A 14308-nucleotide genomic window follows, 5' to 3' on the forward strand; every position below is an offset into this window, starting at 1 on the left:
CTTCGACCCCCCGAATTGGAGTATCACGTGGTGGGTATGCGCGGCCCGGTGGGCCGGCCGACACTGTCGCGACGAGCGAAGATCCTCGTCGGCGTCGGAATCGCACTGCTGGTTCTTCTGCTGATCGGGCCGCGCGTGGTCGCGCTGATCACCGACTGGCTCTGGTACGACGACATCGGCTACACGCGGGTGATGTCGACGATGCTGACCACGCGCCTGATCGTGTTCGCGGTGGCGGCGCTCGTGGTGGGCGGCATCGTGTTCGGCGCGGTGTACGCGGCCTACCGGTCCCGCCCGATGGCGGTGCCGGTGTCCGGCCCCAACGATCCGCTCGCGCGGTACCGGGCGACGGTGAGTCGTCGTCCGTGGCTGTCGGCGCTGATTCCGGCGGCGTTCATCGGCCTGCTGGCAGGTCTGGTGGCGCAGGCGTCGTGGACGACGGTGCAGACGTTTCTGCATCGCACGTCGTTCGGTGTCACGGACCCGCAGTTCGGTCTGGACATCGGCTTCTATTCGTTCTCGCTGCCGTTCTACCGGTTGATCCTGGACCTGCTGTTTCTGGCGCTGGGCGTCGGCTTCATCGCGAACCTGATCACCCACTACGTGTTCGGCGGCATCCGGATCGGCGGTCCGGGGCGCGAGGGCATGATCTCCACGCCCGCCCGCATCCAGCTCGCGGTGCTGGCCGGACTGTTCGTGCTCGCCAAGGCCGTCGCCTACTGGTTCGACCGGTACGACCTGCTGTCCAGCGACCGGCGCGGCGACATCTTCACCGGCGGCACCTATACCGACATCAACTATGTGCTGCCGTCCAAGCTGATCCTGATGGCGATCGCGATCATCTGCGCGGTGGCGTTCTTCGCCGCCATCGTCCTACGGGATCTACGGATCCCGGCGCTGGGGGCGGCGCTGCTGGTGTTGTCGTCGCTGGTGATCGGGGTGCTGTGGCCGGCGGCTATGGAGCAGTTCTCGGTGCGTCCGAGCGCCGCGGACAAGGAGCGCGAATACATTCAGCGCAACATCGCGGCCACCACCGACGCCTACCGGATCCGTCCGGACAAGGACGTCACCTACGAGGCGAACTGGACGCGCACGCCCGCCGACCCGGCGCTGGTGAACTCGGACACCGCGACACTGTCGAACATCCGGTTGCTCGATCCGAACGTGCTGTCGCGCGCCTTCTATCAGCGGCAGGCGCCGAAGAACCTGTACGGCTTCCCCGAGCAGCTGGCGGTGGACCGCTACAACGTCGACGGTCAGCAGCGGGACTTCATCGTCGCCGCCCGCGAACTGGATCCGGCGCGGCTGGGTGAGAACCAGACCAACTGGATCAACAAGCACACCGTGTTCACTCACGGCAACGGTTTCATCGCCGCGCAGGCCAACACGGTCGACGGGGTCGCCGGCGACACCGCCTCGGATCGCGGCGGCATGCCGGTGTTCATCGCATCCGACGTCGAGTCGATCAAGGACAAGGCGGCGCAGGCCAAGCTTCCGTTCCAGGTGAAGCAGCCGCGCATCTATTTCGGTGAGCTGATCGCCAAAGTGACCCCGGACTACGCGATCGTCGGATCCACCTCCGGGGACCGCGAGTTCGACGGCGACAGCGGTTCGTACACCTACGACGCCGACTCGGGTGTCTCGCTCGGTAACTGGGGCAGCCGCGTCCTGTACGCGCTGAAGTACGGCGAGCGGAACTTCATGCTGTCGAACGCTCTGAACAAGAACTCGAAAATTCTGTACGACCGGGATCCGCGGGATCGCGTCAAGAAGGCCGCCCCCTGGCTGACCGTCGACTCGAAGACGTATCCGGCGGTGATGGCGGACGGCTCGATCAAGTGGATCGTCGACGGCTACACGACGCTCGCGAAGTACCCGTATTCGCAGCGGACGTCGTTGCAGGACGCCACCTCCGACTCCCGCCAGGCGGTCAACACCCGCACCGGCCGCATGCAGGTGAACGAGGACGTCTCCTATGTGCGGAATTCGGTGAAGGCGACGGTCGACGCCTACACCGGCAAGGTCGAGCTGTATCAGGCCGACGACACCGACCCGGTCCTCAAGACGTGGATGAAGGTGTTTCCGGGCACGGTGAAGACGAAGGCCGAGCTGGATGCGAAGCCGGATTTGAAGGCGCATCTGCGGTATCCGGAGGATCTGTTCAAGGTGCAGCGGTCGCTGCTCACCCGCTATCACGTGACCGATGCGGGCACCTTCTTCAAGGCCAGCAACTTCTGGTCGGTGCCGTCGGATCCGACCACCGATCAGGATCTGAAGCTGAATCAGCCGCCCTACTACTTCACGGCGTCGTCGCCGCAGCAGGAGAACAAGGCGCAGTTCCAGTTGACCGCGGTGATGAACGCGTTGTCGCGCCCCAACCTGGCCGCGTACATGACTGCGGACTCCGACCCGGACGGTTACGGCCGGCTGACGGTCAAGATGGTGCCGACCGACAACCAGACGGTGGGCCCGCGGCAGGCCGCCGAGAACATGAAGAACAACGGCCGCGTCGCTAACGCCCGCAAGCTGGTCGAGGACACGACGACGGTGACGTACGGCAATCTGCTGGCGCTGCCGGTCGGCGGAAACGGCATCCTGTACGTCCAGCCGATGTACACCGAGGCGAAGGCCGGCGACTCGGCGATGCCGAAGCTGTACCGGGTGCTGACCTACTACAACGCGGCGGCCGGTGTGGACGGGGTGAACGTGGGCTTCGCGCCGACGGTGGCCGAGGCGCTCAGCCAGGTGGGCATCAACCCGGGTGCGGCGACGCCGGTCGAGGGGGAGCAGCCGGCGGCCGAACCGGATGAGACTCCGGTGGCGACGCCGCCGGCGGCACAGTCCGATGAGCAGAAGGCGGCGGCGAAGGAGATCGCCGACGCCATCACCGCCATGCGGCAGGCGCAGACCAGCGGCGACTTCAAGGCGTACGGCGAGGCGCTCGACCGTCTCGATCAGGCGGTCAAGAAGTTCCAGTCGGTCAGCGGCAACTGACCGGGGTCACTGCCCGGCGCGGTGAACCTTGTCGAGGTAGCGCTCGATCTCGGCCGGAGTGTTGTCCGGCACCACCGGCGAATGGTGCAGGTGCCGGGTCAGTGAGGCGTAGATCGCGGCCGACGTGAGCAGCAGGCCCAGGGCGATGATGCCGTAGGCGATGTTGGTGCCCTTGTGCGCCGGCAGTTCGGTGAGCGTGATGACCCAGAGTGCTGAGAAGAGTCCGCCCGCCATCAGGGTGATGAAGGCGACGAGGCCCATCGGGTGGTTGCCGTGACTCTCGTGTGCGACATGGGTGGCCATGGTGTCCTCCTCCGATCGCGGCCGGTCGGCCCCGATGCCCCCACGATACGCCTAGAGTGAGCTGTGTCACATCCCTTGTCGGGGTGGATGGTTCCTCACGAAGGCCGCCGTCGATTGTCAACGCGCGTTGGCACGGTTCTACCCTGAGAACGTTGTCGTTCGGTCGGGGAACGACGATCCACCCAGGGGGGTGAGGTGGAGATCAGCGCGGGTTCGCCTGTGTGCGATTCCGTTGGAAAGGACCGCCTGTGCCGCCGCTCAGCCGCTTGGTGAAGATTCAGCTCGTGCTGATCGCGGTCATCGGTCTCATCGCCTCCGTCTACGGCGGCATCAAGTACGCCCGGATGGGCGAGGCCCTCGGCATGGGCGTCTATCACGTGAAGCTCAAGGCGAAGGACACCGCCGGCCTGTTCGACGAGGCCGAGGTGACCTATCGGGGCACTCCGGCCGGCCGGGTGGAGAGCACCGAGCTGACGCCGGACGGCGTGATGGTGGATCTGCGGATCAAGAACAAGGCCGGCAGGATTCCCGATGATGCGGTGGCGGTGGTGGCGAACCGGTCGGCGATCGGCGAGCAGTACGTCGACCTGCAGCCCAAGCGCGATTCCGGACCGTATCTGCATGAGGGTTCGGTGATCGAGTCGATTCAGGTGCCGCCCGAGCTCGATCAGTTCCTCGACGACGTCATCGATCTGACGAAGTCGGTTCCGGTCGACGACCTGCAGACCGTGGTGACCGAGCTGGGGCAGGCGTTCGACGGGCGCGGCGACGACATGTCCCGCCTGCTGGATTCGCTCACCAAGCTGGCACAGTCCGGTCACGACAACCTCGGATCGACGATCGGTCTGATCCAGGACGCGAACGTGGTCCTGCAGACGCAGAAGGATCAGTCCGATGAGATCCTGAACTGGTCCAAGGGCCTCGATCAGGTGACGGCTCAGCTGGCGTCGTCGGATCCGGCGGTCAAGCGGATCCTGTCGGACGGGCCGCGAACGGCGTCGGAGATCGGCGACTTTCTGACGAAGAACGGCGGCGACACCACCACGCTGGTGCATCAGCTCGGCGAGACGATCCACACGATCGAGCCGGCGACGTTCTCCACCGGCATGCTGTTCGCCATGCTGTCGAGCCTGTCGGCGTCGAGCCTGACGACGGCCGGCGACGATGGTCAGATCCGGTTCGGCATCGTGCTGGAGACGAACAATCCGCCGGCCTGCACGAAGGGTTACGAGAAGACCCAGCAGATGATCGCCGAGTACAAGAAGACGCACCCGAACTTCGACATCAACTACGACGATTTCCCGTTCAACACCGACGCCAACTGTGATGTGGCGGTCGGCAATCCGACCGATGTCCGCGGTGCCCGCCGAGCAGCACTGGACAATCCGGCGATCGCCCAGCCGTGGGACGACGTGCCGAAGAAGGATCCGGACAAGCTGAACCTGAACCCGATCGCCACCCAGCTGTCGTGGATCCTCGGCGTCAACCCCAAGTGATCGCGCTCCGACCCGCTCCTTCGGCTGGTCGGTCCCGCTCCTCGAGCCGCCTGCACGCTCCTTGAGCCTGTCGAAAGGAGCTCCCTGCTCCGCGCGCACGCTCCTTGAGCCCGTCGAAAGGAGCCGTCCGCAATCTCCGGAACGCCACTGATTTCGCTGGTAGCCAAACGATTTGCGGTCGGGGTTTCCCGTCACGTAATGTTGTTCTCGCAACGCGGGGTGGAGCAGCTCGGTAGCTCGCTGGGCTCATAACCCAGAGGTCGTAGGTTCAAATCCTGCCCCCGCTACCAAGTAAGAATAGTTAGAACCCGCGTCCTGTGAATCAGGGCGCGGGTTCTTTCCTTTTCCAGAGGATTCCCTGCCCTGAACTGCGATGTCCTGAATCTGGGACAGGTCCCAGTCCTCGTCGCGCGAGTCAAGAACGACCGATCGTTCCTCCTCAAGCCGCTCGGCCAGGTCGCCCGCGAGGAGTAGCTCGAACAACTCATCGAGCGTGGCGCTGTCGATCGTGTCGTCACGGATGTAGACCTTGTCGAACACGCTCTTGTTCATCTGGCGCTTCGTCATCGGGGCGAACCCTGCGTAGTGCCGTCCGTAGTCGCCGACAATCGTCAGGGCTCGATCCAGCCCGGCCTGGAGTGTCTCTCGGTCGTACTGGCGTTGCGCCACTGTGGCCTCGGCTGTGGTCAGCTGAGCACTGATTCGTTCCTGCTCGGTCTTCAGCTGATCGATAGGAACGGCACCTGCGTAGTGCGCTCGGAGCAGCGCGTCACGTTCCTGTTTGAGGACGTTGACGCGCTTCACTGCTTCACGGACAGCCAGATCCTGCTTCGGGATGATCTGGTCGATGTGGTTCGTGACGTCACGACGGATGGTTTCCAGATCAGCGTCGGACAGCGTCATGTCCTGCCAGTACTCGTCGACAAGCCGCTCGATCAGAGCCAATGGCGTTGCGACGAACGTGCAGCCATTCTTCCGTGCCTGACGACCAAGGCAGTAGTAGTACATGTAGCGGTTGCCCTGCCGATTGAGGACGTACTCGATCGCCAGTTCTTCTCCGCATAGTCCGCAGGCCACAGTGCCGCGTAGATAGTGCGGCCGCAGCTGGGGCTTCTCGCGAGTACGAACTCGCATGGCACGGATGTCCTGCACACGCTGGAATGTGTCTGCGTCGACGAGGCGCGGATGGTTGCCTGGGTGCCAGACACCATCGAACTTGACCTCGCCTATGTAGTAGCGATTCTTGAGGATCACTTCGACCGTCGATGTCGACAGGCGTCGCGCGGGACGCTTCGGACGCGGGAGTGTCGTCACGCCCAGGTCAGTTAGCCGGCTGGCAATCTGCGACATTGTCCACTCGCCAGTCGCGTAGGCCTCGTAAATCCATGCGGCGTGCTCAGCCCGATCGGGATCGAGTTCGACGGTGCGGACGACTGCGCCTTCGTCGGTTCGTCGTTGCACGTTCAGGTAGCCAAACGGCACCATCCCTGGGGTGCCGCCGTTGCGCACCTTCTGCGCCATGCCCTTCTTCGTTTCCGTGGCGAGGTTCCCGCTATAGAACTCGGCCAGCGAGCTCATGATTCCGTGCATGAGCATGCCTTGTGGCGTCTCGTCGATGTTCTCGGTGACGGAGATGAGCTTCGCTCCGGCTTTCTGAATGGCCAAGTTGATTGTCACGTCGTCGAACCGGTTGCGCGCCAGGCGGTCAACCTTGTGCACGATGACGTAGTCCACGGGATAACGGCTGATCGACTCCAGCATGCGTTGAAGCTCTGGGCGTGCGCTCGATCGCGCAGACTCGCCAGCGTCGATGAACTCGGCCGTCACTTCCGCGCCAAGCTGTTCGGCTTTGCGAGTACAGGCCTCGCGTTGTGCGGGGATTGAGAAGCCTTCTGCTTCACCGCCTCGTCGTGCCTGATCTTTTGTGGAAACGCGGAGGTAGATGACTGCACGACTCATGCGGGGACTCCAATCTTTCGGGTCGCTCGTGCCCGTGGGGGTGCACAACGACGTGTTGGTTTGCTGTCGTGGCCGACGAGTCGCAGCTGATCGACCCGGTACTTCATGGCTTGTTCGGAGACTTGGAAGTGCGCGGCCAGATCCGGTATGCGCTGAATTCCTCGACCCCAGGCTTGCTTCACGAGACGTCGCGGCATGAGCAGACAGGCAGCGAAGTAGTCGGCTGCGGCTTCGCGCTGACTGTTGGCACGACGAGCGTCGGGATACAGGCGGTCGGTGGCTCCGTGGTCGATGATGTGCTTCCATTCATGCGCAATCGTGAAGCGCTTGCGGACGCGGCTGTCGTAACGGTTGATGTGGATGACCCAGACCCGACGGCGAGGATCCCAGAAGCTGGCTCCAGCAACGGGCTGGTCAACGTAACGCACCGTGATCTTGGGCAGTGTCGTGATGACATCTATAGGTATCGGGGCAGTTGTCACTCCGCTGAGTTCGAGTAGCCGATTGGCGTGCAACTCAGCAACCCGCAGGGCCTCACTCCAGGTGACCTGGTTGTGCTGCGGGATACACGTCCGGAGACGTGCCAGGGTGCTTGAGTTCTGTGGGTTGGTGTTCATGGCGGGGTCTCCTTTCGTTTATGTGATCAGGGCGGTGCTATTCGTCTTCGCCGGGCTGCGGGCCACCACGCTCAGATATGCCGTAGTCATTGGCGACCTTGGCGAAGTGGGCTGCGATTTCTCGGTGGGCTGCAGGTGGCAGGTGCTTGTACTTGGTGCGGAGGTACGGAGTCAGAGCTGGCAGGTCGTCCGAGTCGAGCATGTTGATGGCAGCGAAGATCTCGGTCATGGGAGCACCGACAGCTGCCGCGATAGCAGTCAGCTTCTCGATTGATGGACTGTGCTCTCCCGACTCCAGTCGAGTGATCGTCGACTGAGCAACACCCGACCGTCTCGCAGCTTCACCACCAGATAGATTGTTGGCTTCACGATATTGTCGAATTACTTGACCGACAGTGGCCACATTGGAATTATTCATGTATTTATCCGCTCCTTTCTTTATTATATTTTCTCAGGTAACAATGCGTATTTGCAAGGGTAATTTCCTTTTCTACAACGTTTATTGAGGCGAAAATATATCTATTGTTCCGTCCGGCCGTTCCATGACATCCCATTCGCTCCAGATAGCTTCGATGAGTTCGCCTCGATCAATTGCGAGGTACTTCCCAATGCTCGATGTGGACTGAAGCTGATCCAGCTCTTGGTTCCAGCCCCAGTCGTCAATACAGCTGTCGACATACGCTTCGACACTCGGATAGTTGCCCGCGTACCTGGCCGTGAAATCGTCCTCGGTCGCCTCCGTGATCCCCACGCTGTCGGCGTAGCTGGCATAGCTTTCGCCGTACTTGGCGATGAGTTTGGCGAGCTTGACGACATCGTCAATCTGGTCGTACTCGCCAACCTGGGCGGCTCCGAACTCGTCGTAGTCATGGATGGCAAACTCTTCGGCGTCTGGTTCTGGTGACGCAGCGAGCATGCCTGCGATCTGTTCGTAGATAGTGGCTTCGTCCGTCGCGGCGTCGATCCATCGGCCGTGCAGTCGACCGTTGACGTAGTCGGCTAGCGAGGCGACGTATATCCGTGGATGGAGCGGCTGGTGCTCACGCTCCGGATCGTGGTTCTTGGGTGATGTTTCGTGATTCATGGAGACCTCCTTTCAGATTGAGTTGACGGACAGGGCGAGAGGCGGCGCGTTGGCGCACGCACCCCTCGTCCCTGTCCGGTATCCGCCCGGGGAGCCCCTTAGTCCTGACTGCGACCGCTCCGACGCGTGGCCGACTTGGTGTCGGTTTTGAACAAGCTGTCGAGTGCTGCCTTGCGGACAGCAGCTTCCTGTTCAATCTCCTCAGCTGCTTCGCTTGCACGAGCAGCCAGATCGTCAGCGGTACGAGCAGCCTCGATGTGGGCTGCCAGTGCTGCTTTGATCTCGTCAGTGATCGTCGAGTCGCGAAGCGACGCGATCATCGTCAGGACAGAGTGGGTCTCTCCGTCCAAGCGGATGGCGATAGTTTTGATACCGCCGGGATTCGGTGCCGACATGGCTCCTCCTCGGTGTGGTGCGATCAGGAACGGTGCGCCGGAGTGACGCGCCTGGTGATTCCTGACCGCATGCCACCGATGAGGTGGTCGGGGCATAGGCGTCATGGCGGTGACACCTCCGCCATACGAGTGCGGGCGAACTCAGCGAACTGTGGGTTGAGCTCGATTCCGAACCAGTCACGGTTTAGTGCAGTCGCAGCGACCGCGGTTGTGCCCGAGCCCATGAAGGGATCGCAGACCAGGCCAGGTTCGCTGGCGGCGTCGCAGTCACAGGTTGGCGCGAGTGCCAGACGCGTTGCGGTACTGCCCAGACGCTGGATTGCGCGGGTGTGCGGTGCGCGGCACTTCACACAACGCCGCTCAGGACAGCCGGCCATGATCATGCGCGTCGCCAGGCGGACTGGGAACGTCGCATGATGGTCGCCGTGTCCGCGACTGGCCGCCATACTCCAGACGTCACCGGGGTTCTTACCGAGTGGGTGTCCCGCGATTCCTTGCTGATGCATGCGAGCCAGGCCACCTGCTGGGCTGCTGCGGTTGCCGCGCCATTTCTCACGCGATCGAGTACGAGCCGAAGCTCGCCGTGGCCGCGTACTGCTGTGCTTCAGCGGCAGACGAACACTGTCGAGATCGAAGTAGTACTTCGGGCTGAGAGCGAAGACGTAGACGTACTCCCAGCTGCTCGTGAATCGGTCGCGGACACTACTGGGTGTCGGGTTGGGCTTGTGCCAGACAACCTTGGATCGCAGAATCCAACCGCGCGCCACCATCGCGAGAGCCAGGCGTTCAGGCCCCAGCAGAAGACTCTTTCTGGCTGCACCATCGCGCAGGTGTCCTGAGAAGGTGTCGCCGACATTGAGCCAGAGCGTGCCTGTCGGGACGAGTACCCGTGCCGCCTCGTCGACCACAGCGAGCATGTGCTGCACCCAGTCCTCGATAGACCGTTCGCTTCCGATCTGGCCCTCCACGGCATAGTCACGGAGTTGGAAGTACGGCGGCGAAGTGACGATCTGGTCGATGACTCCGGTTGGGAGACGTTGAAGCTCGCGGGTTGCGTCCCCGACACGGATTTCACCGCGAGGGTTGTCTGCTACTGGGACGCAGCTCATGACTGCACCTCCGCATTTATTTGGCAGAGGTCGGCCACGACCGCACTCAGTTCTTCAGCCTCCGTCACGCACACGAGTCGGTCAGGAATCCGGCGATCCTGGTGGATGGCTGCGGTGAGCTGTTCGGCGCGCACGTTCGGCTTGGTGCGAGCACCCTCGTACAGGGTGATGACCACCGGTGGAAACGCACCGTAGCGGTCTTGTTCTGTTCCGGTGTGCCGGTAGTCCTCGTACGCAGACAGCTGACGCATAACGGTCGGGATTGACTCGCTGCCACGATCGACTTCGATGAAGTAGCCCCAGATGTCATTACCTCGCTCAACTTCGACGTAGATGTCGGGCTTGAGTGTGACCGTCGAGGAGCCTCGCTGGTGTCGTCGCCACGATGTCGGTTCGGCCTCCCAGTCAGAAAGCGTTAGTCCATGTACGGGGAGTTCGTTCGTGAGACATGTCAGTGCGTCGCCAATGTCCAGGCAGTGCTGCACGAAACGCGTGGAGGGCTCAGCGAAACGGCGACGTGTGCTGCGGCCCTGGCGCTGGCGGACAAGACGGTCACCCGCATTCGTCAGATGGACGACAAGTCCAGTGCTGCCGGACTGCAATCCACCGACGCGACGCGGAAGCGGTGCGAGAAGCCCTATCCTGACGAGTTTTCCGAGGGCTCGACGAGTCGAACGTTCGCTCGTGCCTTCGTCGTCATTCACCAGGGCGTGCAGTGTCTTCGCTGCTGCAAAACGGAGACGGTCGACGAGTTCGAGAAGCCGTGTATCGCGCTCGCTGAGGAGTTTGGCGATCTCCTCCAATCGACGCCCAGAGATCCGCACAGGGGTTGACGACGGGACACCGTCTTTCGTTGCCCGTATCTGGCCTGATTCGCCCCTGAACACCACCTCTGGTCGTTCTGAACCGTTGGCGGTCGGACGCCCGATTGGACGCCCGTTCATGACGACCTCCTTCGGCGTGCGCCCCCGATATTTCCGTCTGCGGACGTAGCCGGCGATCCCATAAGGGCGACACACTCATCGTCGATAGCCGTCCGGTCGGCACCGAACCGGTCGCGTGACGCGGCCATCACGTCGGCAGGATCGCTCACGTCTGGTACGGGCGCCGTAGTGACTCCCGAGACGAACGGCTGCACCGTGCCGCGCTGCAAGAGCTGGGCGTAGAAGTGGAACCGGGGCAACGCGGTGAAGTCCTCGGCCTCCAATCGAGCGTCCGTGCGAGCGAACGTCGCGGCGTCGGTGTGGCCGAGCTGGAATGCGACGGTGCTGCGGCAGTTGGCCTCGACTGCACTACGAACAGATTTCGGTAGCTGATCGTTATGTTGATGGGCGACGTGGAACGCACCACCCAGTGATCGCGCCTGTGTCAGTGCACCGACGAGGTCTTTGCCAAAGCCCCCGATGACGTCCTGGAACTCGTCCAGGTAGACGGATACGGTCGGCCGCTCTTCGGCTGGCACGGACACTTGCTCACGGATGGCTTGCCAGACTTCGGCCAGGACGACGGCACCGAGCAGACGAGCGTTGGCTGCACCGAGTCGCCCGACCTGGAGTGGTACGAGCAGCGTCAGACCTTCATCGATGACGCGGCGGATCGTGACGCGGGGTCGGGTCTGGCCGAGGACGCCACGTAATGTCGGTGCGATTAGCGGGCCCAATTTATTGGACAGGGGCGATGTCACCTGGGTGGCCATCTCTGGGGAGAGGTCATCGAACCATTGCCAGAACGGTGCCGCCGATACTGGATCGCGCCGAATGACCTGCTGTGTGAGAGAGCGACGCACACCGGGGTTCGTCAGCAGCAATGGAATGTGTGTCAGGTTGGCGTCACCGCGCACGGCCAGGGCCTGAATGGCGTGGCGCAAGATGTGGCTACTGCGTGGGCCGAGGTCGTCATACAGCCCGTCGATGACGTTGAACAGATGACTCGCGACTGCGTCGGGATCCCGACCCTCGGTCGCCAGCGGATTGATTCCCACCGGCTGAGAATCCGCTGCGTCGACGACGACAGTGCGGCTAATCTGCTCTGGCGTCGTATCGGCCAAAATCTCGGCGACGAGATCCTTCGGCTCGATGATGATTGTGCAAGTGCCAGCTGCACGATCGGCTCGGATGAGCGCGCGGAGGAGATTGCTCTTGCCGACACCCGTAGGCCCGACAACTCTTAGGTGCTGGCGGCTGTCCAACTCCGTGATCCCGATGAGCTGCGCGACTCCCGGTGCAGTGGTCGTGCCGAAGACGCGGGCACTTGGCGGCGTCGTTGCGGTCGGTGCCAGCGGTCGCGGGTGCGACGGTGGTTGTCCTGGGAGCGGCGGTGCTCCAGCTGTGTCGTCATCGAGTGGCCAGGCAGTCAGATGTGCAACCTCATCAGGCGTTCGCCGTTCGGAGCGGAGACTGCGCCAGCGGACTTGCGGTGCGTCGAGCTTGTGGGGCTTCTCTGGACGGACTGACAATCTGGCCGTCGGAGTCGTGAGTGTTTGGTAGGCAGCCATCACGCCCTCGATAAGCGCCTGTCGACGGTAGGCGTTCACGGCGACAGCCCCGATACGCACCACCGTGTCGATAGCCGGCTGAGATTGCTTGTCGGCGATGTCCCGGATCACTCCACTGCGGCGCTCGTCCGCCACTCCGTGCAGTAGTTGGCTTGCAAGCGGCTGATCGATCTTCGGCAGCCGATTTGGCGGTAGCTTGGGGGAGAAGCGCAAGCCTAGGAGGACTTGCACGATGACTTCTTCGTTCGGCTCCACTGATGAGAGCGAGGACAGAATTGCCCGCGTGCTGGTGTGCGACCCATCTCGAAGACTGCCACCACCGTTACCCCGAAGTCGGCGTGCCACGGATGAGGGTCGACGCGCTTCGGCACTGGTCGTTATGACTCCACTGACGTAGCGCTCCAGATCACAGATGACACTGGGCAGTGCTTCCTCGTGCGCACCGATCAGGTAGCGGATTCCGTCCTGGGTGCTGCGTGCCTCCAGGGCGATGTAGGGCCCTCTGGGGTCGCTGGCCCACTTCTGTAGCAGTGCGTGTGTTGTGTCCGGTCGGAGGACTGGCGGCCAGAAGATCTCGCGCCAGTGCAGTGCGTCTGCTCGTTTCGCCGTCATCGCCGGTCGTCCTTTCGGACTACGCACTTTGCTCGGGCTTGTTGAGCCTCAGCCTCCCGTTCTGCTTCGGCCAGCGCGATCTGGATGACTGCCCGTGCGATTCGGGTGGTGTCCACTTCTTCTCGGTGGATAGCCCGGGCAGACAGTCGTCGGGCGCGACGTGGTCGACCGGAGCGCCGGTGATCAGTCTTCGGGTATTTATCGTTGTATCGAACAGTTTTTGACATGGATCGACCCCCTTTCTGAGTTACCAAGTGAATTTCCGCGAGTGAATGGCAATGCGTATTTGCTTCGCGGTGTCGTCATTTAACAATGCAAATATGCATTGGTTCAATGACTTTTGAATTAACTACAACACCGGCTGGACAGGTGGCCTATCTGTCGCTATGGGTGGAGTGTGGCGGCCAAAATTAGTAGGTATTTCGTTGCGTGAATAACCACAGTCTCCACGCCACGACCGGCACCACCACGACGAGAACGCCGCCGACGAGCCACGGCCAGATCGCCCGCAGCAGGTCGACCGCCAGCGCCAAGGCGATGGCTGCTGCGAGGATCCAGAAGCACGCCCGGATGGCGCGTCCGAAGGTGTTGGCGGTAGCCGGCGACTCGCTCATCGCTGGTCGCCGGTGGATGGGCTGCGTCCGGTGCACCGCATGCACTGGCACAGGACGCCGTGCGGTACGGCAGCCATGGCCATGGCGTGGAGTGCCTGCTGCGTGATGTGGGAGATCTGGGCCTCCGCCTGACGCTGGGTGTGGCGGACTCGGGCAAGCTCAGCCAGGCGCTGACGCTGGAGACGTTGCCGGGCGCGTGCTGTCTCCCACCGGGCGAGACCGTAGACCGCCAGTGCCAGCACACCGGTTACGACGACGAGGATGGCTACTACTTCCAGCATTAGCGGTTCACCTCCCGGTTGGTCTGAGCCACCACCTGGCCGAGACCGACCACGGTCAGTGTCTTGATGTAGTCGAGGTCGCCGCTGGCTGCTGGAGCTGCCAGAGCGAGCTGCGCCTGGATGCTGCTGATGAGGGCGGTCTGTTGGAGGGCATGAGAGCCGACGGCGACAACGGCGTCGACCTTGGACTGCTGGATCTCCGCAGCAGCTTGGATAGCCGCACTCCGGACGACCGTGCCGTCCGTGATGGCCGAGAGCTGTTTGGCCGTCTGGCGGCTCAGGCGCAGGCTGGCCAGGGGTGGCGTTGGGACGAGAGACTGCGGGGTGACGGGCTGGAGGCTGTTCGACAT

14 protein-coding genes and 1 tRNA gene are annotated in these 14308 nt (G+C 62.7%); 3 read left to right on the forward strand and 12 right to left on the reverse strand.

Features of this window, described 5'->3' with window-relative positions; translation table 11 throughout:
* The first annotated feature begins 36 nt into the window (after positions 1 to 36).
* Positions 37 to 2994 carry a UPF0182 family protein gene (locus QM774_RS00115; RefSeq protein ID WP_414973955.1) on the forward strand — a complete coding sequence of 986 codons (2958 nt, stop codon included), beginning with the start codon at positions 37 to 39 and terminating at the stop codon, positions 2992 to 2994.
* Between the two features lie 6 nt (positions 2995 to 3000).
* Here the strand turns inward: QM774_RS00115 and QM774_RS00120 are convergent, their stop codons facing one another.
* The gene (locus QM774_RS00120; protein WP_414973956.1) at positions 3001 to 3297 is read right to left on the reverse strand and encodes a hypothetical protein; all 297 of its coding nucleotides are present in this window, start codon (positions 3295 to 3297) and stop codon (positions 3001 to 3003) included.
* Positions 3298 to 3566: 269 nt separating this feature from the next.
* On the opposite strand from QM774_RS00120, the gene QM774_RS00125 reads away from it, so the two are divergent.
* On the forward strand, positions 3567 to 4793 hold the full coding sequence (locus QM774_RS00125; RefSeq protein WP_414973957.1) for an MCE family protein: 1227 nt from the start codon (positions 3567 to 3569) through the stop codon (positions 4791 to 4793).
* A 213-nt stretch (positions 4794 to 5006) separates the two neighbouring features.
* Positions 5007 to 5083 (forward strand) — tRNA-Met (locus QM774_RS00130).
* Here QM774_RS00130 and QM774_RS00135 read toward each other — a convergent pair.
* The 11 genes from QM774_RS00135 to QM774_RS00185 form a co-directional block, all read right to left on the reverse strand.
* Positions 5040 to 6752 (reverse strand): recombinase family protein, encoded by a 1713-nt coding sequence (locus QM774_RS00135; protein WP_414976542.1) that lies wholly within the window; start codon positions 6750 to 6752, stop codon positions 5040 to 5042. The genes QM774_RS00130 and QM774_RS00135 overlap by 44 nt on opposite strands.
* Positions 6749 to 7369 carry an ImmA/IrrE family metallo-endopeptidase gene (locus QM774_RS00140; RefSeq protein WP_414973958.1) on the reverse strand — a complete coding sequence of 207 codons (621 nt, stop codon included), beginning with the start codon at positions 7367 to 7369 and terminating at the stop codon, positions 6749 to 6751. Before QM774_RS00140 ends, QM774_RS00135 begins: the two co-directional genes overlap by 4 nt.
* A 37-nt stretch (positions 7370 to 7406) precedes the next feature.
* A complete protein-coding gene (locus QM774_RS00145) occupies positions 7407 to 7787 on the reverse strand; it encodes a helix-turn-helix domain-containing protein (RefSeq protein WP_414973959.1) in 381 nt (126 codons plus the stop codon).
* Positions 7788 to 7868: 81 nt separating this feature from the next.
* The gene (locus QM774_RS00150) at positions 7869 to 8453 is read right to left on the reverse strand and encodes an antirestriction protein ArdA (protein WP_414973960.1); all 585 of its coding nucleotides are present in this window, start codon (positions 8451 to 8453) and stop codon (positions 7869 to 7871) included.
* A 98-nt stretch (positions 8454 to 8551) separates the two neighbouring features.
* On the reverse strand, positions 8552 to 8848 hold the full coding sequence (locus tag QM774_RS00155; protein ID WP_414973961.1) for a hypothetical protein: 297 nt from the start codon (positions 8846 to 8848) through the stop codon (positions 8552 to 8554).
* Positions 8849 to 8949: 101 nt separating this feature from the next.
* Complete coding sequence (locus tag QM774_RS00160; protein WP_414973962.1) at positions 8950 to 9957, reverse strand: DNA-methyltransferase; 1008 nt, start codon at positions 9955 to 9957, stop codon at positions 8950 to 8952.
* Positions 9954 to 10901: a replication-relaxation family protein gene (locus QM774_RS00165; protein ID WP_414973963.1), complete on the reverse strand. Its 948-nt coding sequence runs from the start codon at positions 10899 to 10901 to the stop codon at positions 9954 to 9956. The genes QM774_RS00160 and QM774_RS00165 overlap by 4 nt, the downstream gene beginning before the upstream one ends.
* Positions 10898 to 13063 (reverse strand): type IV secretory system conjugative DNA transfer family protein, encoded by a 2166-nt coding sequence (locus tag QM774_RS00170; RefSeq protein WP_414973964.1) that lies wholly within the window; start codon positions 13061 to 13063, stop codon positions 10898 to 10900. The genes QM774_RS00165 and QM774_RS00170 overlap by 4 nt, the downstream gene beginning before the upstream one ends.
* Before the next feature lie 410 nt (positions 13064 to 13473).
* On the reverse strand, positions 13474 to 13677 hold the full coding sequence (locus tag QM774_RS00175; RefSeq protein ID WP_414973965.1) for a hypothetical protein: 204 nt from the start codon (positions 13675 to 13677) through the stop codon (positions 13474 to 13476).
* Positions 13674 to 13958: a hypothetical protein gene (locus tag QM774_RS00180; RefSeq protein WP_414973966.1), complete on the reverse strand. Its 285-nt coding sequence runs from the start codon at positions 13956 to 13958 to the stop codon at positions 13674 to 13676. Before QM774_RS00180 ends, QM774_RS00175 begins: the two co-directional genes overlap by 4 nt.
* Positions 13958 to 14308, reverse strand: a complete 351-nt coding sequence (locus QM774_RS00185; RefSeq protein WP_414973967.1) for a hypothetical protein — start codon at positions 14306 to 14308, stop codon at positions 13958 to 13960. Before QM774_RS00185 ends, QM774_RS00180 begins: the two co-directional genes overlap by 1 nt.

The sequence above is a fragment of the Gordonia sp. (in: high G+C Gram-positive bacteria) genome (assembly GCF_047600565.1).
Lineage (GTDB): Bacteria > Actinomycetota > Actinomycetes > Mycobacteriales > Mycobacteriaceae > Gordonia.

Coding starts and splice junctions, on each gene's coding strand:
- QM774_RS00135 (WP_414976542.1), bottom strand. CDS start 6,752: ATGAGTCGTGCAGTCATCTACCTCCGCGTTTCCACAAAAGATCAGGCA.
- QM774_RS00120 (WP_414973956.1), bottom strand. CDS start 3,297: ATGGCCACCCATGTCGCACACGAGAGTCACGGCAACCACCCGATGGGC.
- QM774_RS00155 (WP_414973961.1), bottom strand. CDS start 8,848: ATGTCGGCACCGAATCCCGGCGGTATCAAAACTATCGCCATCCGCTTG.
- QM774_RS00180 (WP_414973966.1), bottom strand. CDS start 13,958: ATGCTGGAAGTAGTAGCCATCCTCGTCGTCGTAACCGGTGTGCTGGCA.
- QM774_RS00170 (WP_414973964.1), bottom strand. CDS start 13,063: ATGACGGCGAAACGAGCAGACGCACTGCACTGGCGCGAGATCTTCTGG.
- QM774_RS00115 (WP_414973955.1), top strand. CDS start 37: ATGCGCGGCCCGGTGGGCCGGCCGACACTGTCGCGACGAGCGAAGATC.
- QM774_RS00145 (WP_414973959.1), bottom strand. CDS start 7,787: ATGAATAATTCCAATGTGGCCACTGTCGGTCAAGTAATTCGACAATAT.
- QM774_RS00140 (WP_414973958.1), bottom strand. CDS start 7,369: ATGAACACCAACCCACAGAACTCAAGCACCCTGGCACGTCTCCGGACG.
- QM774_RS00175 (WP_414973965.1), bottom strand. CDS start 13,677: ATGAGCGAGTCGCCGGCTACCGCCAACACCTTCGGACGCGCCATCCGG.
- QM774_RS00150 (WP_414973960.1), bottom strand. CDS start 8,453: ATGAATCACGAAACATCACCCAAGAACCACGATCCGGAGCGTGAGCAC.
- QM774_RS00185 (WP_414973967.1), bottom strand. CDS start 14,308: ATGTCGAACAGCCTCCAGCCCGTCACCCCGCAGTCTCTCGTCCCAACG.
- QM774_RS00160 (WP_414973962.1), bottom strand. CDS start 9,957: ATGAGCTGCGTCCCAGTAGCAGACAACCCTCGCGGTGAAATCCGTGTC.
- QM774_RS00165 (WP_414973963.1), bottom strand. CDS start 10,901: ATGAACGGGCGTCCAATCGGGCGTCCGACCGCCAACGGTTCAGAACGA.